Origin of the sequence: Aeromonas popoffii (assembly GCF_000820025.1) — a bacterium.
In the GTDB taxonomy this organism is placed as follows: Bacteria; Pseudomonadota; Gammaproteobacteria; order Enterobacterales; family Aeromonadaceae; genus Aeromonas; species Aeromonas popoffii.
On the sequence record NZ_CDBI01000014.1, the window covers coordinates 71,909 to 91,938 of the forward strand.

The window sequence follows — 20,030 nt, forward strand, 5'->3', positions numbered from 1 at the left end:
GGTCACTCCTCCCGTGATGGGGGCTGCCCGGCTTCATGGCGCTTCTGCTGGCGACCGAGTTCACGCACCGTCATCAGACTCACCCCCACCAGCACCCCGAGGGCACCACCGATGAGGCCGGTGGCCATCGGCGACATGTATCCTCCCTCCTGAATTGCCACATCGGGTTTCTCCACCCGCGGAGTCGGGTTCTCTACCTTGGCGAGCTGGAAGATCCCCTTGCTGAAACCGACCCCCTGTTCGTTGCAGCCATAACAGGGGTGGCCTATGCCCACCGGCCAGATACCGCCGCCCACATCGCAGAACTCCAGGGTCGAACAGTTGCCGTAGGTCTCGGGTCCCTTGCAGCCCAGATGGTAGAGACACCAGCCCTGACGGTGGCCCTCGTCACCGAACGCCTTGGCGAAACGACCCGCATCGAAGTGCGGACGGCGCTCGCAGTTCTCGTGAATGAGTCGCTCGTAGGCAAACAGCGGACGCTTCTTGCTATCCAGCGCAGGCAGCTTGCCGTAGGTGATGTAGTAAGCAACCGTGGTGAGGAAGTTGTGGGGATTGGGCGGGCAACCCGGGATATTGATGATCGGGGTGCCGATATTGCCGAGCGCTTCTTCCAGGCTGACGGCCCCGGTCGGGTTACCACCGCTGGCGGGCACACCACCCCAGGCGGAGCAGGAGCCGATGGCGATGACGGCAGCCGCATCGGCAGCAGCACGGCGAATATGGTTGACGATGGGCTCTCCGGCCACCATGCAGTAGACACCACCATCCTTGAGTGGAATGGAGCCATCCACCACCAGCAGATACTTGCCCTTGTAGCGCTCGATGGCGTTGCGCTTGTTCTCTTCCGCCTGATGACCAAAGGCCGCCGAGAGCACTTCGTGGTACTCCAGCGAAAGGGTATTGAGGATCAGGTTTTCTATGGTGGGGTGGGTAGCCCGCAGCAGCGACTCGGTGCAACCGGTACACTCCTGCGCCCCAATCCAGATCACCGGTGGCCGCTCGGGGCCAGTGAGCGCAGTGGCCATCTTGGCCACGGCATGCTGGCTTAATCCCAGGGTTGCGGCCATCCCGGCGCACAATTTCATAAAGTCACGGCGATTAATTCCATGAGCCGATAAAACATTATCCTCGACCATTTTTCTTATTCCCGTTAGCGAGCACTTTTTTGATAAATGCTTAATAGCGGAAATGCTAAGGACTCCCCTCTCCTCCCGTGTTGATCTCCATCAAGCTGCGAGACATTACCCAGATATATAACTCATCATCATTAATTTAAAAAACCATATACAGCATGCAGTTAGATAACCCATCAACGAGCCAAAAAATACCCACAAAAGGGTATTTTTGAATCCATACGAATTAAAACCATAAAAATCACTCGTTAGCTTTTGATGTTAAATAATAAAAATGAATGCGGTGTCACACTATTTTTAAATAGCTAATGTTAGCAGCCATGAGTGATCGCCATAAAATAAAGAGGCCAATAAAATATACCTTATCACTTGTGGCCATATATGTAAAAACAGGGGCAGACTTGCCAATGATATTTATCATCAATGGTTGCTCCGTCAATATCGTGCTCATGGCAGCGCCCATTCAGCTGCTTTTTATTCAGGCAGAACCGCATCATCGCCAGGGCCCTTTCCCGCACGTCACACCTCGACCCCACAGGAGACTGCACAAACAGTGCCAAGTGTCTCCCAAAGCCGGATTCAATATAAAAAATATCTCCCACATCAGACTCTTGAACAACAATTATCACTGAGGACCTGAGCAGGCCTCGCCCCTGCGCTTGGGGCCCCCTCCTGATGTAGCGCCGAGAGGATGACTTATGGGCAAGACCATACTCGTGGTGGATGACTCCGTCGGGATCAGGGCAGCCATCACCATGACGCTCAGCAGCGCCGGTTTTGACGTGATAGAAGCAGACGATGGTGAGGCCGCCCTCATCCAGCTGGAAAAGCGACGCGTACACCTCATTATTTCAGACCTCAACATGCCTGGCATGGATGGCATGACGCTGCTCAGACGGGTCAAGGCGCAGCAGACGACCCGCTACCTCCCTTTCATCATGCTGACCACGGAGGACTCCGACCAGATCAAGCGAGAGGGGTTCGAGGCCGGCGCCCGGGTCTGGCTGACCAAGCCGTTCGAGCCACTCAAGCTGCTCGATAATGTTTACAAGGTGGTGCAACCATGATGCGGGAGCGACAGTCATGAGCCTGCAACTCGATACCCGGCAAACGCCCCCCACCGCCACCCTGAGCGGTGAACTGAGCATAATGACGCTGGGGGATCTGCAGGACGATCTGTTCGGCCTGCTCAACTTTGCCGACCTGAACCTGGACTTGAACCCGCTGGAGGCACTCGACGGCTGTGGCGCCCAGCTCATCGCCATCTTGCAGCAGGAGGCGAGCCAGCAGGGTAAACGGCTGCGACTGCTGGCAAGCGATGAGTGTGTCGCCCACTGCGTCTTGACCGAGCTGGGGTTGTGGGCTGACGTTGGCTCAAAGGGGGCGGTTCATGGACATCAATAAGGCCCGCGCCCTCTTTTTTGAAGAGGCCTATGAGCAGTGCGACAACCTGGAACATGCTCTGCTGGATCGTGAGACCTATCCAGCCCACACCGATACCTACAACCTGATGTTTCGCACCGCCCACACCATCAAGGGGTCGGCGGGCATGCTGGGGCTGACCATGCTGGTGCGCTTCGCCCATGCCATGGAGAACATGCTGGAGCGACTGCGCAGCGGCGATATAGCGCTGGATGAACACCTGGTCAACCTGTTGCTGGCCTGCAACGATCAACTGCGCGATCTGTTGCAGGGCGCCGAGCACAATCCCGAACTGCAGCAGACCGAGACCCAGCAGATCCTGGCCCTGCTCTCCCAGTTGCAGGGTCACCAGACCCTGCCCAGCCAGCCGCTGGCCATGCCCGCCCCCGTCACCTCGCAGGATCTGCGCCCCTGGCATCTCTCCCTGCGCTTCTATCCGGCCCTGTATCAGGATGGCTTCGACCTGCTTGCCTTCATCCGCTACCTGGCCAATCTGGGGCAGATCCACTTCATCCAGCCGGTCTGGCACGAATGGCCACCGCTGCAACTGCTCGATCCCACCGAGTGTTTTCTCGGCTACGAGATAGGCCTGCTCAGTGCCGAGCCCAGAGAGCGGATCCTGGGCACCTTCGACTTTGTCGCCCACGCCAGCCTCATCTGCTTGCTCACACCGCATCAGGATCTGACGCTGTTTGCCGAACAGGGCCAACGGCTGGCGGCATGGCGGGATGAGCCGCTCTCGGCCCAGCTACAACGCTGGGTAGCCGCCCAGGCACTGACCCAGGCGGAAGCCACACGCATCGCGAACGGTGACTTGCCCGGAACTGCCACGACGCTGGCGCCAACGGAGCCACAGCCAGCCCCCATCCCCCTTGTGCAGGCCAAGCCGCCGCTGCGGGCCGAAGGGCACTACATCCGGATCGAGGCAGCCAAGCTGGATCGCCTGATCAACCGGGTCGGCGAGCTGGTGATCGCCACCTCGGCCACCACACTGCAGGCCAGACTCAGAGGAGATGCGGAACTCATCGAATCAGTCGCCACCGTCAACACCCTGGTGGAGGGGATCCGTGACGATGCCCTGACTCTGCGCATGGTGCCCATCAACGAGATCTTCAACCGTTTCCCGCGACTGGTGTACGAGCTCTCCCAGCAGACGGGCAAGGATATCCAGTTGCAGATCCGAAACGCCGACACCGACATCGACAAATCCATGGTCGAGAAACTGACCGATCCCCTGATGCACCTGGTACGCAATGCCGCCGATCACGGCCTCGAAGATCAGGCCCTGCGGCTGGCGGCCGGCAAGCCGGCGCAAGGGGTGATCACCCTGAACGCTTACCACGATGCCGGGGCCGTGGTGGTGGAGGTGAGCGATGATGGCCGGGGCATAGATCGCGACAAGATCCTTGCCAAGGCCCACGCCCGGGGCATGGTGCCGGAGGGCAAGGTACTCGGCGAGCAGGAGCTCTTCCAGCTGCTGTTCATGCCGGGGTTCTCCACCGCCGCCGATGTCAGCGATCTCTCGGGGCGCGGGGTCGGGCTGGATGTGGTCAAGCGCAACCTGGAATTCCTTCGCGGTGAAACCACCATTGAGAGCCGGCTGGGCGCAGGCACCACCTTCCGGCTCAGGCTGCCCCTGACCCTGGCCATCATAGACGGCTTCCGGATTGAGGTGGATCACACCTCTCTGGTGATCCCCCTCGACATGATGGTGGAGTGCATCGACCTGCCGCCAGATGCCCTGCACAGCCAGAGTCGCCAGATCAACGTGCGCGGGGAGTGGGTTCCCTTCATCGCCCTGCGCGAACTGTTTGCCCTGCCGGCTGCAACCGAGCCCGAGTTTGTGGTGATGGTCGATTACGCCGACAACCGCGCCGGTATCGTAGTGGATCGCCTGATAGGAGAAGTGCAGGCGGTGATCAAGCCACTTGGGGACCTTTTCAAATCCCTGCGTTACGTCAGCGGCTCCACCATTCTGGGCAATGGCCAGCCAGCGCTGATCCTCGACGTGCCCCAGCTCATTCAGCTGGCGTGGCGGCGAGAGCAACACTTGCTCCATCAACAGGCGGACGCCCTGTTCACCCTCAGACATTGACCACAGACCATACTGTCACTAACAAGGTTTACGGAGTAGAGCCATGGACTGGTTTCACAACTTGCAAGTCAGAACAAAGCTGGTGTTCTCGTTTTCCATTCTCATGGTGCTGCTGGTGGTGCTGACGCTCACCAGCTACTACTCCACCAAGGCGATGGCCACGCTGGTTGACAACATGCATGCCAATCAGCTCACCCCCATCAAGGATCTGGCCAACGCCAATATGCAGGCCATATACACGAGTCGGGCCCTCTATCGCTATGTGTTGGAAGACAATGAAAAGACAAGAAAAGAAAATGCAAACAACATGTTACGATACGAAGGAAAAATGAATGAATTGATTGACAAGTACCGTAAAACCTACCTCACCCAGCCAGAAACAGATCTGTTGGCGCGCTTTGATCAGGCATGGGCCATTTACAAACCCCTCGCCGATAGCATCATAAGGACAGTGCAATCCGATACGGGGGATAATCTCAATAATCAGAAAGCCGCCATCATGCTGGCCGAACAGGGGCGACCGGCATTCAATGTTGCTGATGATCGTCTCACCGACCTGGTCAACCTGAATGACACACTCGCCACTCAGTCATTAGCCGACAGCAAAATCATTTATGGGGACAATCTGCAGATCCTGATCGCCATCGCCTGCAGCGCCTTTCTTATCTGCTTCATGCTGTCCCTGCTGGTGACCCGCAGCATATTGCGCCAGCTGGGGGGGGACCCTTCCTATACGGTGCAGGTGGTGGCCCGGGTTGCCGATGGCGATCTCTCCACCCCCGTGCTGCTCAGAGCCGACGACACCAGCAGCCTGCTCTATGCAATCAAAAGCATGGCCCACCGCCTCTCCGATACCCTCAACGAGGTCGGCGCCATGTCAGAGGCGATAGGCTCGGCTTCCGAGCAGGTCGCTGCCACCGCCAACGCCCTCTCCCAAACCTCGTCCGAGCTCGCCGCCAGCGTCGAGCAGACCAGCGCCTCGGTCGAGGAGATGACGGCGACAGTAAGCCAGAATGCCGACAACGCCAGGGTGACCGAGAGCATCTCCACCAGGGCCGCCAGCAGTGCCACCGACAGTGGCAAGGCGGTTGGCGAGATGGTCCACGCGATGAAAGAGATAGCCTCGCGCATCACCGTCATCAATGACATCGCCAACAAGACCGATCTGCTGGCCATCAATGCCGCCATCGAGGCGGCCAGGGCCGGTGAGCATGGCAAGGGCTTTGCCACCGTCGCCGCCGAGGTAAGAAAGCTGGCCGAGCGGTCACAAATCGCCGCCAAGGAGATAGGCGAGCTGGCGGGTCGCTCCGTCAGCGTGGCCGAACAGGCGGGGGCATTGCTGCGCGAGATGCTGCCCGGCATCGATCAGACCGCCACCCTGGTGCAGGAGATAGCCTCTGCTTCCCGCGAGCAGCGGGCCAGCGTCTCCCAGATCAACATAGCCGTGACCCAGATAAGCGATGGCATGCAGGCCTCGGCCGCCTCGGCAGAAGAGCTGAGCTCCACCTCGGAAGAGCTGAGCTCCACCGCCCTGCAACTGCAAGAGCTGATGCAACAATTCACGCTCAGGGGCGGCAATAACCGCCAACCCCATCCCTTGCACACGGCCACCTACTCGGCTGCCAGACGCATCAAGCCGAAAAAGACACTTGCCCGTGCCCAGCCCTTCCACGAAGAGGATCTGGAGCGGGAAATCGACGATGGCAAGTTCACCAACTATTAGGAGCAGGCCGATGAGAAATACCATTGCTCCTGCTGCCACAGCGTCCCCTTTTCACTGCGTCACCTTCATGCTGGGGGGGGAGCTGTATGGGGTCGACATTGGCTGCATCCGTGAAATCATCGAGTTCGAAGGCATGACCCCGGTCCCCATGATGCCGCGCTTCGTGCGGGGCATCATCAACCTGCGCGGCGCCGTGGTGCCCGTGATCGACCTCTCTATCCGCTTTGGCCGGGACCAGACCCCACTGCTGCCCACCACCTGTGTCGCCGTCCTCTCCCTGCCCAACAGCACTGGAGAGGAGCAGGAGATCGGCATGCTGCTGGATGCGGTGTGCGAAGTGCTGGAGATCCGAACCGACACCATAGAGCCGGCCCCAACCTTCGGCACCCACATCCGGGGCGACTTCATTCAGGGGGTGGTCACCATAGATCAGCAGTTCGCCATTCTGCTCGACATGCACAAGGCCCTCTCCATCACCGAACTGAGCACCATGGCCGAGGCCGCCACCGGCCAGCTGTTCTCGCAAGAGCAGGGCGGATGAACATGGTGGCGCCGCTGTTCACGCCAGAGCAGGTCCCGAGCCTCAGTCAGAGCGAATTTGATCTGTTTCGGCGCTTCATCCTCAACACGGCGGGCATAGATCTCGCCCCCTGCAAGCGGGCACTGGTGCAATCCCGGCTCGCCAAGCGACTGCGGGCTCTGCACCTCACCAGCTATCAATCCTATTGGGAGCGGATAAACCAGCCCCTCGGCACCCAGGAACGCCAGCTCGCCATCAATTTGCTGTCGACCAACGAGACCTATTTTTTTCGCGAGGCCCAGCACTTCACCTGGCTCAAACACCATGCCGAGCAGCTGCTCGCCCATCGCAGCCAGCCACTTCGCATCTGGTCGGCAGCCTGCTCCACCGGCGAGGAGGCTTACTCTGCCGCCATGGTGCTGGCCGAACAGCACGGCATCAACGAACGCTGGAGCATTCACGGCACCGACATCAATACCCGCGTCATTCCCTTTGCCCGGCGCGCCATCTATGCGGTCGAGCGGGCCCAGCATGTGCCGCCCCATCTGTGGCTGCGCTATTTTCAACGCGGTCATGATGAGTACGCGGGCCAGATCCGGGTCAAGCCGGCGCTTGCCAGAAAGGTCTCCTTCACCAACCTGAACCTGCTGTCGTGCGGTGACTATCAGGAACGCGATTTCGATGTGATTTTGCTCAGAAATGTCCTCATCTACTTCAACGACACCACCAAGGCCCGCGTCCTGACCCAGCTCTGCCAGCTGCTAAGACCCGGTGGCTATCTGCTGGTCGGGCACTCCGAGGTCATTCGCCAACAGGATCTTTCCCTGGTGCAGGAAGCCCCCTCCCGCTATCGCCGTCTGCCAGCAAAGGATGCGCCATGACAATACGGGTATTGATCGTCGACGACTCGGCCCTGGTGCGGGAAGTGCTGACCCAGATGCTGAGCAAGGCTGCGGACATCGAGGTCATTGGCGCAGCCTTTGATCCCATCTTCGCCATGCAGCAGATGAAGAAGTGCTGGCCGGACGTCATCATCCTCGACATAGAGATGCCACGCATGGACGGACTGACCTTCCTCAAGAAGATCATGGCCGAGCACCCGACCCCCATCATCATCTGCTCCTCCCTGACCGAGGAGGGCGCCATGATTACCCTGGAAGCCCTCTCGGCGGGGGCCATCTCCATCGTCACCAAGCCCAATGTGGGCATCAAGAGCTTTCTGCAGCAGTCGGCAAACGACTTCATTCAAGAGATAAGAGGCGCCGTCGGCGCCAAGCTGCGCAATCTGCTGCCCGCGACCAACCAGATAGCCCTCGTCCCGCGCCACAATGCCGATGAGATGCTCTCCCCCCCTGCCGAACGGCTCTCGTTTCGCACCACGGAGAGGATCATCGCGCTGGGGACTTCCACCGGTGGTACCCAGGCGCTGGAATACCTGCTCTCCCGCCTGCCCGCCAGCTGCCCGGGGCTGGCTATCGTGCAACACATGCCCGCCCGGTTTACCGCCTCCTTCGCCGAGCGGCTCAACAGCCTCTCCCAGCTGGAGGTAAAGGAAGCCGTCACCGGCGATCGCCTGCTGCCAGGCGTCGCCATCATAGCCCCGGGAGGCAAACACCTGCTGATCCAGCGCAGCGGTACCCAGTATCTGGCCGAGGTAAAAGAGGGGCCGCCGGTCTCCCGCCACTGTCCATCAGTGGACGTGCTGTTTCGCTCGGTGGCCGTGAGCGCGGGCCATAACGCACTTGGCGTCATCATGACCGGCATGGGAGACGACGGGGCCCGGGGCATGAAAGAGCTGCACGACACCGGGGCGCGCACCATAGCGCAGGATGAAGGCAGTTGCGTGGTGTTTGGCATGCCAAAAGAGGCCATCGCCCATGGCGGCGTGGATGACGTCATGTCACTCACACACATCACCCAGACGCTCAGCCGTCCCGATCTGCGAGGCGTGTAATTATGTTGTTGGAACAATGGCAAGGCCGCTGTGCCATAGTGGTGGATGACTCCCGCCCCCAGCAGTATGAGGTGACCTGCCTGTTGCAGGAGCTGGGGTTTGGCCAAATTCATGTGGCTCAAGACGGTCAGGATGCGCTGGACAAGTTGCAGCAACTGGAGGGTATGGAGGTGCGCATCGATCTGCTGCTGACAGACCTCAACATGCCCGGCATGGACGGGGTAGAACTCATCAGCAACCTGGAAAAAAACACCCACTACCGGATGTTTGTCGCCGTCATGAGCGGGGTGGAGCAGGATGTGCTGGATGTGATCCACGCCATTGCCGATGCAGGCACCCTGGAGGTGATCGGCGTGCTGTCAAAGCCGCTCAAATCGAGCGATCTGTACAACATGCTGCAGCACTGCGACCCCCAGGTTCACAGGGAAAACAAGAAGTGGATGCAGCTCGCCTTCACCGCCAACGATGTGCAGCAGGCGCTGGACAACCGGCAACTGGTGCCCTTTTTGCAGCCCAAGATAACGATGGTGGATTCGCGCCTCTATGGCTTTGAAGCCCTGGTGCGCTGGCTCCATCCCGAACACGGCGTGATCCCGCCCGTCTGTTTCGTCCATCACCTGGAAGAGGGGCAATTGGCGCTGGATTTCTTTTATCACTTCCTGCACGCCACCTGTGATGCGCTCACGGCACTGGCCACCCTGCCCTGCCCCGTCAGCTGTTCGATTAATTTGCCGGTGAGCCTGTTACTCACGGATAAGTTGGTCGAGAACATGATTGACATCGTGCAGGCACATCAACTGCCCTGTCACGCCATCATTATTGAAGTCACCGAAACCACCTTCATGTCCAATCTCTCCATCTCATTGGGCACGCTGGCGCGTTTGCGGCTCAGGGGGTTTGGCATCGCAATGGATGATTACGGCACCGGCTACTCCTCCATGAAGCAGTTATCCCGCTGCCCCTTCACCGAGATCAAGATAGATAAAGAATTTGTCCACGACGCCCATAGCAGCCCGAAGAAGCTGGCGATATTGACCTCAGCCATTGTCATGAGCCAGAAGCTCGGGCTCAAAACGGTAGCCGAAGGGGTTGAAAGCGAAGAGGACTGGCGGCAACTGGCCCAGCTGGGCTGTGAACTGGCCCAGGGCTATTACGTCAGTCGCCCGTTACCTGTGGCACAAATAGCGCCCTGGTTTGCCGAATGGCAAGCCAGAGTAAAATAAAGGGTGATATAACGAGAAGACAGAAACGATACGGTGGTGCTCACCCGGCCAGGGGTGGGATGACAAGAGAGCAGTCGTAATCTCGCTGCAGGGAACGGACATAAAACAAGCATGAGGCTACTATGAACAACCTACTTCGCCAGATCTCCATCAAGACGCGGCTTATTGTTTCCTTTCTGTTGCTCAATCTCATCCTGCTCGGGGTGGGGCTCTACGGCAAACAGAACACCGCCAAAGTCGACGGCATGCTCAATAGCATGTATCTCAACAACCTGACCCCCATCGCCGACATAGCCAACGCCAATATGCAGGCCATCTACCATAACCGGTCGCTGTTTGACTATGTCATCGAACCGACACAGCCCGGCATGGACAGGATCGCCAGCCAGATGGATGGCTACGAACAGAAGATGAATACCTTGCTGAATAAATACCGGGCGACCTATCTGACCGCGCCGGAAAAAGCCGCGCTGGCGGAAGTAGACAGAACCTGGTCGATTTACAAAGAGAGTGCAAAAAAGGTGATGGCCGCCAGCTATGCCAGTGACAACGACACCGCCCTCAAGCTGATGAAGGGGGACACCGCCACCAGCTTTCAGGTAGTCGACGACCAGCTCAGCAAGCTGGTGGACATCAATCAGGCGCTCGGCAAGCAGGCCTATGATGACAGCGATGTCGTCGTTGCCGATATCACCACGACCACCTACACCATACTCGCGGGCTCCGTCATACTCTCCCTGTTGCTGGGCTGGCTACTCAGCAACAGCATCAATATGCCGTTGACCGCCATCATGGGCGAGCTGAAGCAACTGGCGCAAGGGCATCTCACGGCGCAAGACAGTGCGGAAGGCAACGATGAGCTGACCCAGATGCAACAGGCGATGAGCAGTACCCGCCAAAGCTTGCGTGACATTGTCACGACCATGCAGCACGCCGCCGAAGGGTTGACCGCCAGCTCTTCCCAACTGGTCGCCGCCGCCCAGCAGGTCAACACCAGCTCCCAGCAACAATCTCTGGCGACCGCCAACACAGCCGCGTCGGTCGAAGAGCTGACCACTTCCGTCTCCCAGCTCTCCTCCTTCGCCAACCAGGCCAACAGCGTGGTGGTCCAGTCAGGGGAGATCGCCCATGCCGGTGAAGAGCAGGTCAAGCACGCCTCGCAAGAGGTGCTCAGGGTCACCACTGCCGTCAACGACTCGGCCAAACAGGTGCAGGGGCTGTTCGATGACATCACCCGCATCAGCCAGATTTCAGTGATGATCCAGGGGGTGGCGGACCAGACCAACCTGCTGGCACTCAACGCCGCCATCGAGGCAGCCCGGGCCGGTGACATGGGCCGTGGCTTTGCCGTGGTCGCCGACGAGGTGCGAACCCTGGCGGCGCGGACGACCCAGGCGACGCAAGAGATCAACGAGATGCTCAAGTCGATCCAGCAGGGGGCCACAGGGGCGGTCAAGGGAATGAATACCTGTGCCGACAGCATGAGCCGGGTGCGAGAAACCACAGACAGCTCCAGCGATACCATGGCCCAGGTGGATCAGAGCTCTCGCAAGGTGGTGGGCCTCATCCAGGAGATCAGCTCCATGCTCCATGAGCAGGCCGCCGCCAGCCAGCTGATTGCCCAGTCGGTCGAGGAGATTGCCCAGATGTCGCTGGAGAACGTATCCGCCGCCGAGAGCGTCAACCACGATGCCTCCCAGCTGACCGACATCATCCATCAACTCAACAAGGGCATCGGTTTCTTCAAGGTGTAGCTGATCAACAGGGCTGCCATCCCGGCAGCCCTGCTTTTTCCCCTCCTCCGCGCCTTCATCCGGCCAGTTTCGCCCCCCATCCCTGTCAAAACGTCTCAACACGCATAATACCCGACCCCAACTCACTGAAACGCCACATTAACCCCTGCCTGTTGGAGGGTCATAAGCAGTGATAAATATCGTGTGATAGGGAGCAAAAGAAAGCATCGGGAAGCATATTTATACAGAGGAATATCCCGTATTTATGCCATTACTTCACTCCTATTCGCCACATAATTTACCAAACAAAAAACAACTGATAACATAACTGTACATTTCAAAGCATATAAAACAACATCCGCTGCGCGGTCTGCGGCGACCTGACCCAAGGCGTTCAGGCCAGCGGGTCAAGATTGAGATAAACAGCCAACCCCGATCCTCATCAAGCAGACACCCGAACCCATGATGAACACAGTTACGGCCAGCATCGATGTCGATGCGCTCCATCACAATTTTGCCGTCGTGCGGCGCCACGCCCCCCACAGCAAGATCATCGCAGTCATCAAGGCCAACGCCTATGGCCATGGCCTGCTGCAGGTCGCCAATACCCTGGTCCAGGCAGATGCCTATGCGGTAGCGCGACTCGAAGAGGCGCTGGTACTGCGTGCAAATGCCATCACCAAACCCATTCTGGTGCTGGGTGGCTTCTTCTCGGCCGAGGCGCTCTCCCTGCTGGCAGCCCAGGAGTTGCAGACCACACTGCACACCTGGGAGCAGTTGGCGCTGCTCGAACGGGCCCAATTGCCGGCCCCCGTCAGGGTATGGCTCAAGCTCGATACCGGGATGAACCGGCTGGGCGTGAGGGAGCAGGAGCTGCCCGCCTTTATCGAGCGCCTTGGCCGATGCAAGAACGTGGTGCAGCCTTTTCATCTGATGACCCATTTCAGCCAGTCCGACGAGCAGGATAGCCAAGCCACCCAGCAGCAAATCGAGGCGTTCAAGATGCTCACCGCCCACCTGCCGGGCGAGAAGGCCATGGCCAACTCGGCAGGGATCCTCGCCTGGCCGGATTCACGTAGCGACTGGATAAGACCTGGCATCATGCTTTATGGCGCCTCCCCCTTCGGAGGCCAGCTGGCCTCCGATCATGGGCTGCGCCCCGTCATGACCCTCAAGAGCCAGCTGATCGCCATCAGAAAGTGCAAGCGGGGAGAATCGGTAGGATATGGCGCCCATTGGGTGGCCCATCGCGACACCACCCTCGGGGTGGTCGCGGTCGGCTATGGAGACGGTTATCCGCGCATGGCTCCCGAGGGGACGCCCATGCTCGTCAACGGTCGCCGGGTGCCCATCGTCGGCCGGGTTGCCATGGACATGATCACGGTCGACCTCGGGCCACAGGCCAGCGATCAGTGCGGGGATGAGGTGATCCTGTGGGGCGAGGGCCTGCCGGTGGAACAGGTGGCTGAGAAGATAGGGACTATCCCCTATGAACTGCTGACCCGCCTCACCTCCCGGGTGTCCGTCGCGCTTGCCCAGCCCTGCGCCAAGGCACTGTCGCAGGCAGACGCTGACATGCCCTCATATGCTGGCTACGCCCTGCGAGCCACGGCTTAACACAGGATCTCTCATCTCAATTCGGGAGACATGAGGCATAGCGGCAACAAGCAAAAGAGCAGCAGGGCAGTGACGCCCGCGCTCGGCGAAAGAGCATCCCCCGGCAGGCAGTGAAAGATGACGAGCCTGCCCCCTGGATACGGGTCGCACCAGCGATCACGGGAAAAAACAAAAGGGCCTGTCTGTCGACAGGCCCTTTTGTTTTATTTGGCGGTGAGGGAGGGATTCGAACCCTCGATACGTTGCCGTATACACACTTTCCAGGCGTGCTCCTTCAGCCACTCGGACACCTCACCAATTTGTTTTAGTCATGAGCTCGTGCTTGCCAAGAGCATTGCCTGGCAGCCACTCGGGCACATCACCAAATTCTGATCTGTTGTTTAACGTGTTCAGCCAACACTGTGTTCATGGCGCTGTTGCGCTGGAACGGGGCGTAATTTAGGGGAAAGCCCCGCCGGCGTCAACGGCTTTTTTTACCTGACGAATCGTTCGCACATTTAACGCACAAATCAGTGCACGCATTCCGGCGCGACCTGGATCTCGGGCAGGTTCAGGAAGCCAAGGCGCTCGCATTCGGACACCACCTCATGGGTCGCGGCCGTGGTGCTTTCGACAAACAGCAGGAACTGTTCCACGGAGAGACCCGCCTTGGTAAACACTGTGTGGCCCACGATGAGGCGCGGCAGGTTGTCATCAATGATGTCGAGGAACACCTTGAGCGACGGATATTGCATGTTGAGGCGACCCAGTTCGGCCATCAGCGGCAGCAGCGAGGAAGGACGCACTTCCAGCTCGGATGAAAACAGCAGCCCTTCCTCTTCGACAAAGATCCGGCTCTCCTGAATGCCGTCGACGGACTGCAGGGAGACAATGTGGATGCCATGACACTGATCGCAGACATAGTGCTCGATACGAGCCTGCTGCAACCAACGCATTATCATTTCAGAGCTGGGGATATTCATCATTTCCACGACACGATAAGGATCAAGGGGCGCAGTCTAAACCAATTTTCCGGCAACCAAAAGTGCAGTGGCCGGATAAGCTGGGCGCCAGCTTCTTTTTGGCAAGCACTATGCATATACTCAGTTATTCTCGCCCCACCTTCACCCCGCAGAAGGCCTGATGACCATCCAAGAAAAGTACCGCCTGCATCTGAAATCCTTGTCGGATGAACTGCTGGCCCTGCAAAAGCCCATTCGCATTCTGGATGCCATCAAGTGGCCCCGTCATCTCCAGGCCGATTTTCTGGCCAACGGAGGACGCGCACTGCCCGCCATCGATCAGCACTTCTACGATGCCCTGCCCCTCGGCTTCGATCCCCGCAACAAGTATCTTGAACTCAAGGAGTTGCGGGACAGGATCCGGCGCCGGCTGGGCCCTCGGGATGATCTGGGCCGCATACTGCAAGAGACGGTCGATCAGTACATGGTGGTGATCGAGATGCTGCGCCAACGCGGACAGCCTGATTTCTTGCGCTACAGCCAGCTGCTGTACGGCTCGGCCAGTGATCACCTGCGCGGCGATCGCAAGACCCTCAGGGAGCTGGGAGCCCGCTTGTGCGACATCTTCTCCCTACCCGGTGCCCGCCATCTGGTGCGCCCCTATCCCAAGGAATTTGAAGGGGAAGCGGCGGTCGCCAAGCTGCAGGGCAAACTGTCTAGCTATTTCAGCGATGGCACGGTACAAGTCAAGCTGAGCGATGGCATCGTCTCGGATGCCGCCGCCGGCAGCGATTACATCAAGCTCAATTCCCACGCCCGTTTCTCCGAGCTGGACCTGCAGGTGCTGGAGGTGCACGAAGGCTGGGTGCACGTGGGCACCACTCTCAACGGCCGCCAGCAACCCTACGCCACCTGGCTCAGCGCTGGCTCGCCGCGTATCACCGCCTGTCAGGAGGGGCTGGCGGTCCTGATCGAAACGCTCACCTTCAGCTCCTTTCCGGATCGGGCCAAGCGCATCTCGGATCGCGTGATAGCCATCGACATGGCGGAGCGCGGCGCCGACTTTATCGAGGTCTTCCAGCATTTTGTGGCACAGGGCAACAGCGAACACGACGCCTACATGATCACCCAGCGGGTGTTTCGCGGCGGCATGGTTGGCGGCGGTGCCTGCTTCACCAAGGATCTCTCCTACGTGCGCGGCTACGTGGAGACGGTCAACTTCATCCGCAGCGCTGTGCTGGAAGGGGTCCCCGAGATCCTGCCCATGCTGTTCGTCGGCAAGGTGACTCTGGACGACATTCCTGTGCTCTATCAGCACTATCTGGAGGGGCTGATCGATGCCCCCCGCTACCTGCCTCCCATGTTTCGCGATCTCACCGGGCTCTACGTCTGGTTCGGCTTCGCCTCGGGCATGTCACTGGTGGACATAGGCCGGGTCCAGCAACATTTTCGCCAGCTGTTCCATCGTCTGCCGGTGGCCGATCCCATCATTGCGCCGGTGGATATCGAGATCGACTGAGTCGTAAACAAACAAGAAGGGCGCCAGATTGGCGCCCTTCTCTCTTATCGCGGCCCGATCACTTGTAGGCCCGCCCTTCCAGATAGTGCTTGCGGCACAACGACACATAGCGATCGTTGCCGCCGATTTCCACCTGCTCACCATCCCGCATCACCTGGCCAGCAGCGCTCACCCGGGAGTTCATGTGCGCCTTGTTGCCACACCAGCAGATGCTTTTCAGCTCTTCGAACTTGTCGGCAAGACAGAGCAGATGATAGGAGCCCGGGAACAGCTCCCCCCGAAAGTCGGTCTTGAGGCCATAGGCCATCACGGGAATATCCTGCTCGTCGACGATGCGCGCCAGTTGGTAAACCTGCTCGCGGGTCAAGAACTGGGCCTCGTCGACGATGAACACATCGATACGCTTCTGGGCATGGCGCGCCTTCACCATCTCGAACAGATCGCAACTGTCACTGAACACATCCACCTTCAGCTCAAGGCCAACCCGGGCACTGATCACCCCCACGCCGAAGCGATCATCAATGGCCGGTGTCATGGCCAGGGGCTGCATGCCCCGCTCCAGATAATTGAAGTGGGCCTGGATGAGCTGGGTGGATTTGCCTGAATTCATGGTGGCAAATTTGTAGTGCAGTGAAGCCATGGTGTTGTTCCGAAACTGAATTTATGGGGCGCATGCTAACCAAAGCCCCTGCCAAAACCAAGGGGCCCGTGGGCCCCTTGTTCTATTTATGCCATAGCCAGCGCTCGATGGCGCCGAGCCTTGCGCAGATGATAACCGGAGAAGATCACAAACCAGAGCCCGCTGACAGTAAAGCCCGCCAGCACGGAATGCATCAGCCCCATGACCAGGTAACCGAGCGCAGCACCGAAGGCGATGGCCAGCGCATAGGGCAGCTGGGTCATCACGTGATCGATGTGATGGCACCCTGCCCCCGTGGCCGACAGGATACTGGTACTCGAGATGGGCGAGCTGTGATCGCCAAACACAGAGCCTGCCAGCACGGCAGCTAGCATGGGCAGCATCAGGCTGATATCACTGGCGGCCGCCATGTCACCGGCCAGCGGCAGCATGATGCCAAAGGTGCCCCAGCTGGTGCCGGTGGCAAACGCCATGGCACAGGAGAGGATAAACACCACGGCTGGCAACACTTCGGTCGGCAGGTTGCCGTTGGCCATGGAGGCCAGGTACTTGCCGGTTTCCACGTCACGCACCACGGCACCGATAGCCCAGGCGAACAGCAATATGTTGATGGCAGGCAGCATGGCCATGACCCCTTGTGGCGCGGCCTTAATCCAGTTATTCGCACCGAGCTTGAGGCGCATGGCCAGACCGATGGAGACCACTAGGCTGCACAGAGCGCCATAGACCAGAGAAGAACCGACGTTGGTATTCTCGAACGAGCCGAGCACGCTGAACGGCAGCCCTTGTTCGCTCAACGCGGCGGCACCGGAGTGGATCATGAAATAGATGGTGGCGACGGTCAGGGTCAGGATCGGCAATACCATGTCGATCATGCCGCCGTTGCTCTCTTCCGGGCTCTCCATATCCAGACCGATGGGGCGGCCCTTGGACTCGTCCCACAGCTTGCCCGCCAGCGCCCACTCTTCGTGTTGACGCATGGGGCCGATATCGAGCTGGAACGCAATCACCACCAGCACCATGACCAGGGTGAACACCGCGTAGAGGTTCATCGGGATCATCTCGACAAAGGCGGAGATGGGGCTCTGATCTGTCAGACCGTGCGCCGCCATGATGCCGCCCACCAGGGCAATGATGTAGGCTCCCCAGGAGGAGATGGGCATCAGTACGCAGACGGGCGCCGCGGTGGAGTCCAGCAGATAGGCCAGCTTGGCGCGGGAGATCTGGAAGCGGTCGGTGACCGGACGGCAGATGGCCCCCACCGACAGACTGTGGAAGAAGTCATCGATGAAGAAGGCAAACACCATCATGCCGGTGAGCGCCTTGGCCCCCTTGCGGGTCTTGGCACGACGCTCAGCCCACTCGGCGAAGGCGCGGGTCGCACCGGAGACACTCATCAGACTGATGAGGCCGCCCAGCAGCAGCATGAACAGGATCATGTTGACGTTATCACTATTGAGTGCACCGTCGACCCAGAAGATCTTGAGCACAGTGTTCAACATGTAATGCAGGGAATCGAGCGGAGAAAACTGATTGAGCAACAGACTACCGGCAACAATACCAACGCCCAGCGACACCAGGACGCGGCGTGTGATGATCGCCAGAGCGACGGCCAGTAAAGGGGGAATGACAGACCAACCGGAGTCGGCGTAATGAATGATGTCCATGATCTCTTTACACCTAAAGACAGCAGGTGGAGATCTACCGAGAGGATAAAGAAACAAAACCCATGGGGAGGTTATACTCCTCAGCCCCTTCAGGTAGCGCTCCATAGTGGATGACTATGGCAGTCCTGCACCTGTTCGATGCAGAACCAGCAGCCCGGTATGATGGCCTGGCCACTTCGGCGCTGACTCCTTTCGTTGTGCATCACAGGCATCACCCTCCGCACAAGTACTTATAGGCAGCGCGCCTCTACTTAAAGGTATTCGAAGCACATTTTATCGCGCTGGCACGTTATAGCAAGTTTTTTGATTAAATCCCCATGCAGGGCGTTTAAAAATGGCGAAATGGTAGTCAAACGGTGCAATTATTTCGATTTTGTCGCTATTTTCATCTATTCAGAACTCAGTCGAGTATTATGTAGGTCAATATCGCTGGATCCTGCCTGAATCCGAAATAGCTCACTTAATTTTCATGCTGAATTTATTATTTCGCTTATCTTGACTTAATAGTAATCTGCCGTATAAATTACACAAAATTACTCTTTTTATTTAATTCACTCCTTTGCTCGCGTGGTGGACACTATGAACGAATTTTTGAAAGTACTGCTGAATATCCGTAGCTTGCGCGCAGCGTGCCGTGAGCTCACTCTGGAGCAATTGGAAGAGGGGATGGAAAAACTCTCTGCTATTGTTACCGAACGTCAGCAAGATGAATCCGCCGATCGTCAGGCCCGTGAAGAGCATCAGCGCAAGATTAACGAATATGCCGAAATGCTGAAAGCCGCCGGCATTGACCCTGCCGAACTGGTGGGAACCGTTGCCACTGAACCGGCCAAAGCCGCGAAAAGCAAGCGCGCCCCTCGCCCGGCCAAATATCGCTATCTGGATAACGGCGTTGAAAAAACCTGGACCGGTCAGGGCCGCATGCCGTCCGCGATTGCCAAGGCCGTTGCCGACGGTAAATCCGTCGAAGAATTTGCCATCTGATCAGGTAAACGACCTCCAATAAAAAAACCTCGCACTGCGAGGTTTTTTTATGCCGGATGTCAGCTCATCGACTCCGTTCTGTCGCCTTGACCCAGAGCACTTCTGGCGTCGCGGTACAGGCCAGCAGATAGCGGGCTATGGTGAAGAACCAGTCACTCAGCCGGTTGATATAAGGCAGGATGGCGGGATTGATCTGCTCTGCACGGCTCAGACTCAGCAGCAGGCGCTCACAGCGACGGGTCAGGGTGCGCACTACATGGGCTTGCGCCGCTGCCCGGGAACCACTGGGCAAAATGAAATTGCGCAGCACGGGTAAATTGGCGCTGTAGTCATCAATTTGCCGCTCCAGTCGCAACGTCCACGCATTATTCACCTGCCAGATGGCCTCCTGCTGACCAGCGCTGGAAAATGCCAGTTCACCACCCAGATCGAACAACTCTTGTTGTAACAATAACAGGTCGGCTAATAAGCCGGTTTCAGTGGCAGGAACCTCGGCAATGAGTAGACCTATATGAGAATTTAATTCATCAATATAACCATAGGTTTCCACCCGCATATCATCCTTGGCCAATTGCACACCATCGGCCAACCGGGTCATACCTTTATCACCCTGCCTTGTATATATTCTCATACCGACATCCTGTTAATAATGGGAACAATCATGGATTCGAGCCCGTTGAGCTTGATCTCATAGGCAAGGGCCAACGTCTGGCCCAACGCGCCAGCGGGAAAGCCGGTACGGGCCATCCACACCAGATAGGGTTCAGGAATATCTATGATGCGCCGCCCCTGATATTTGCCGTAAGGCATCTTGTGGGTCAGGGTCAACAACACCCGCTCGTCAGACAGCCACTCCATA

Annotated in this window: 18 protein-coding genes, 1 tRNA gene and 1 riboswitch; of the genes, 12 read left to right on the top strand and 7 right to left on the bottom strand. The window is 58.4% G+C overall.

Going from position 1 to position 20,030, the window contains the following annotated elements:
- Positions 1 to 2: 2 nt before the first annotated feature.
- Entirely contained in the window at positions 3 to 1,136 is a 1,134-nt protein-coding gene (gene hybO / locus BN1129_RS02600) for a hydrogenase 2 small subunit (RefSeq protein WP_042034313.1), read from the bottom strand.
- A 695-nt stretch (positions 1,137 to 1,831) separates the two neighbouring features.
- Between hybO and BN1129_RS02605 the strand changes: the two genes are divergently transcribed.
- The 10 genes from BN1129_RS02605 to alr all read left to right on the top strand — a co-directional run bounded on the left by BN1129_RS02605 (position 1,832) and on the right by alr (position 13,420).
- Complete coding sequence (locus BN1129_RS02605) at positions 1,832 to 2,200, top strand: response regulator (protein ID WP_042034315.1); 369 nt, start codon at positions 1,832 to 1,834, stop codon at positions 2,198 to 2,200.
- Between the two features lie 16 nt (positions 2,201 to 2,216).
- A complete protein-coding gene (locus BN1129_RS02610) occupies positions 2,217 to 2,537 on the top strand; it encodes an STAS domain-containing protein (protein WP_042034316.1) in 321 nt (106 codons plus the stop codon).
- Positions 2,524 to 4,650, top strand: coding sequence for a chemotaxis protein CheA (locus BN1129_RS02615; RefSeq protein WP_042034318.1), 2,127 nt, complete (start codon positions 2,524 to 2,526; stop codon positions 4,648 to 4,650). Before BN1129_RS02610 ends, BN1129_RS02615 begins: the two co-directional genes overlap by 14 nt.
- Positions 4,651 to 4,693: 43 nt before the next feature.
- Positions 4,694 to 6,373 carry a methyl-accepting chemotaxis protein gene (locus BN1129_RS02620; RefSeq protein WP_042034319.1) on the top strand — a complete coding sequence of 560 codons (1,680 nt, stop codon included), beginning with the start codon at positions 4,694 to 4,696 and terminating at the stop codon, positions 6,371 to 6,373.
- A 10-nt stretch (positions 6,374 to 6,383) separates the two neighbouring features.
- A complete protein-coding gene (locus tag BN1129_RS02625; RefSeq protein ID WP_042034320.1) occupies positions 6,384 to 6,914 on the top strand; it encodes a chemotaxis protein CheW in 531 nt (176 codons plus the stop codon).
- A complete protein-coding gene (locus BN1129_RS02630) occupies positions 6,911 to 7,774 on the top strand; it encodes a CheR family methyltransferase (protein WP_244463005.1) in 864 nt (287 codons plus the stop codon). Before BN1129_RS02625 ends, BN1129_RS02630 begins: the two co-directional genes overlap by 4 nt.
- On the top strand, positions 7,771 to 8,847 hold the full coding sequence (locus tag BN1129_RS02635) for a protein-glutamate methylesterase/protein-glutamine glutaminase (protein WP_042034321.1): 1,077 nt from the start codon (positions 7,771 to 7,773) through the stop codon (positions 8,845 to 8,847). Before BN1129_RS02630 ends, BN1129_RS02635 begins: the two co-directional genes overlap by 4 nt.
- Before the next feature lie 2 nt (positions 8,848 to 8,849).
- Positions 8,850 to 10,070, top strand: coding sequence for an EAL domain-containing response regulator (locus BN1129_RS02640; RefSeq protein WP_042034322.1), 1,221 nt, complete (start codon positions 8,850 to 8,852; stop codon positions 10,068 to 10,070).
- 122 nt (positions 10,071 to 10,192) lie between these two features.
- Positions 10,193 to 11,824 carry a methyl-accepting chemotaxis protein gene (locus BN1129_RS02645; RefSeq protein WP_042034323.1) on the top strand — a complete coding sequence of 544 codons (1,632 nt, stop codon included), beginning with the start codon at positions 10,193 to 10,195 and terminating at the stop codon, positions 11,822 to 11,824.
- A gap of 441 nt (positions 11,825 to 12,265) precedes the next feature.
- Positions 12,266 to 13,420, top strand: coding sequence for an alanine racemase (gene alr / locus BN1129_RS02650; protein ID WP_209418471.1), 1,155 nt, complete (start codon positions 12,266 to 12,268; stop codon positions 13,418 to 13,420).
- A gap of 208 nt (positions 13,421 to 13,628) precedes the next feature.
- On the opposite strand, the gene BN1129_RS02655 is transcribed toward alr, so the two are convergent.
- A tRNA-Ser gene (locus tag BN1129_RS02655) sits at positions 13,629 to 13,716 on the bottom strand.
- A gap of 213 nt (positions 13,717 to 13,929) precedes the next feature.
- Entirely contained in the window at positions 13,930 to 14,385 is a 456-nt protein-coding gene (locus tag BN1129_RS02660) for a type III secretion system chaperone family protein (RefSeq protein ID WP_080741086.1), read from the bottom strand.
- A 157-nt stretch (positions 14,386 to 14,542) separates the two neighbouring features.
- Here BN1129_RS02660 and BN1129_RS02665 point away from each other — a divergent pair, with 157 nt between their 5' ends.
- Positions 14,543 to 15,880, top strand: coding sequence for a flavohemoglobin expression-modulating QEGLA motif protein (locus BN1129_RS02665; protein ID WP_042034325.1), 1,338 nt, complete (start codon positions 14,543 to 14,545; stop codon positions 15,878 to 15,880).
- Positions 15,881 to 15,938: 58 nt separating this feature from the next.
- On the opposite strand, the gene BN1129_RS02670 is transcribed toward BN1129_RS02665, so the two are convergent.
- Positions 15,939 to 16,520, bottom strand: a complete 582-nt coding sequence (locus BN1129_RS02670) for a thymidine kinase (protein ID WP_042034326.1) — start codon at positions 16,518 to 16,520, stop codon at positions 15,939 to 15,941.
- An 86-nt stretch (positions 16,521 to 16,606) separates the two neighbouring features.
- Entirely contained in the window at positions 16,607 to 18,187 is a 1,581-nt protein-coding gene (locus BN1129_RS02675; RefSeq protein ID WP_042034327.1) for a Na+/H+ antiporter NhaC family protein, read from the bottom strand.
- A gap of 86 nt (positions 18,188 to 18,273) precedes the next feature.
- A riboswitch (Lysine riboswitch) is annotated at positions 18,274 to 18,445 on the bottom strand.
- Between the two features lie 321 nt (positions 18,446 to 18,766).
- Between BN1129_RS02675 and BN1129_RS02680 the strand changes: the two genes are divergently transcribed.
- Positions 18,767 to 19,171 (top strand): H-NS family histone-like protein, encoded by a 405-nt coding sequence (locus BN1129_RS02680; protein WP_042034328.1) that lies wholly within the window; start codon positions 18,767 to 18,769, stop codon positions 19,169 to 19,171.
- Positions 19,172 to 19,235: 64 nt separating this feature from the next.
- Here BN1129_RS02680 and BN1129_RS02685 read toward each other — a convergent pair whose 3' ends face one another.
- Both BN1129_RS02685 and BN1129_RS02690 read right to left on the bottom strand, forming a co-directional pair.
- On the bottom strand, positions 19,236 to 19,802 hold the full coding sequence (locus tag BN1129_RS02685) for a cob(I)yrinic acid a,c-diamide adenosyltransferase (RefSeq protein ID WP_042034329.1): 567 nt from the start codon (positions 19,800 to 19,802) through the stop codon (positions 19,236 to 19,238).
- Complete coding sequence (locus BN1129_RS02690) at positions 19,799 to 20,029, bottom strand: DUF3820 family protein (protein WP_042034330.1); 231 nt, start codon at positions 20,027 to 20,029, stop codon at positions 19,799 to 19,801. Before BN1129_RS02690 ends, BN1129_RS02685 begins: the two co-directional genes overlap by 4 nt.
- Position 20,030 lies beyond the last annotated feature (1 nt).

Excerpts from the sequence above, each read along its gene's own strand:
- hybO (WP_042034313.1), bottom strand. The coding sequence starts at position 1,136 with ATGGTCGAGGATAATGTTTTATCGGCTCATGGAATTAATCGCCGTGAC.
- BN1129_RS02605 (WP_042034315.1), top strand. The coding sequence starts at position 1,832 with ATGGGCAAGACCATACTCGTGGTGGATGACTCCGTCGGGATCAGGGCA.
- BN1129_RS02610 (WP_042034316.1), top strand. The coding sequence starts at position 2,217 with ATGAGCCTGCAACTCGATACCCGGCAAACGCCCCCCACCGCCACCCTG.
- BN1129_RS02615 (WP_042034318.1), top strand. The coding sequence starts at position 2,524 with ATGGACATCAATAAGGCCCGCGCCCTCTTTTTTGAAGAGGCCTATGAG.
- BN1129_RS02620 (WP_042034319.1), top strand. The coding sequence starts at position 4,694 with ATGGACTGGTTTCACAACTTGCAAGTCAGAACAAAGCTGGTGTTCTCG.
- BN1129_RS02625 (WP_042034320.1), top strand. The coding sequence starts at position 6,384 with ATGAGAAATACCATTGCTCCTGCTGCCACAGCGTCCCCTTTTCACTGC.
- BN1129_RS02630 (WP_244463005.1), top strand. The coding sequence starts at position 6,911 with ATGAACATGGTGGCGCCGCTGTTCACGCCAGAGCAGGTCCCGAGCCTC.
- BN1129_RS02635 (WP_042034321.1), top strand. The coding sequence starts at position 7,771 with ATGACAATACGGGTATTGATCGTCGACGACTCGGCCCTGGTGCGGGAA.
- BN1129_RS02640 (WP_042034322.1), top strand. The coding sequence starts at position 8,850 with ATGTTGTTGGAACAATGGCAAGGCCGCTGTGCCATAGTGGTGGATGAC.
- BN1129_RS02645 (WP_042034323.1), top strand. The coding sequence starts at position 10,193 with ATGAACAACCTACTTCGCCAGATCTCCATCAAGACGCGGCTTATTGTT.
- alr (WP_209418471.1), top strand. The coding sequence starts at position 12,266 with ATGATGAACACAGTTACGGCCAGCATCGATGTCGATGCGCTCCATCAC.
- BN1129_RS02660 (WP_080741086.1), bottom strand. The coding sequence starts at position 14,385 with ATGATGAATATCCCCAGCTCTGAAATGATAATGCGTTGGTTGCAGCAG.
- BN1129_RS02665 (WP_042034325.1), top strand. The coding sequence starts at position 14,543 with ATGACCATCCAAGAAAAGTACCGCCTGCATCTGAAATCCTTGTCGGAT.
- BN1129_RS02670 (WP_042034326.1), bottom strand. The coding sequence starts at position 16,520 with ATGGCTTCACTGCACTACAAATTTGCCACCATGAATTCAGGCAAATCC.
- BN1129_RS02675 (WP_042034327.1), bottom strand. The coding sequence starts at position 18,187 with ATGGACATCATTCATTACGCCGACTCCGGTTGGTCTGTCATTCCCCCT.
- BN1129_RS02680 (WP_042034328.1), top strand. The coding sequence starts at position 18,767 with ATGAACGAATTTTTGAAAGTACTGCTGAATATCCGTAGCTTGCGCGCA.
- BN1129_RS02685 (WP_042034329.1), bottom strand. The coding sequence starts at position 19,802 with ATGAGAATATATACAAGGCAGGGTGATAAAGGTATGACCCGGTTGGCC.
- BN1129_RS02690 (WP_042034330.1), bottom strand. The coding sequence starts at position 20,029 with ATGGAGTGGCTGTCTGACGAGCGGGTGTTGTTGACCCTGACCCACAAG.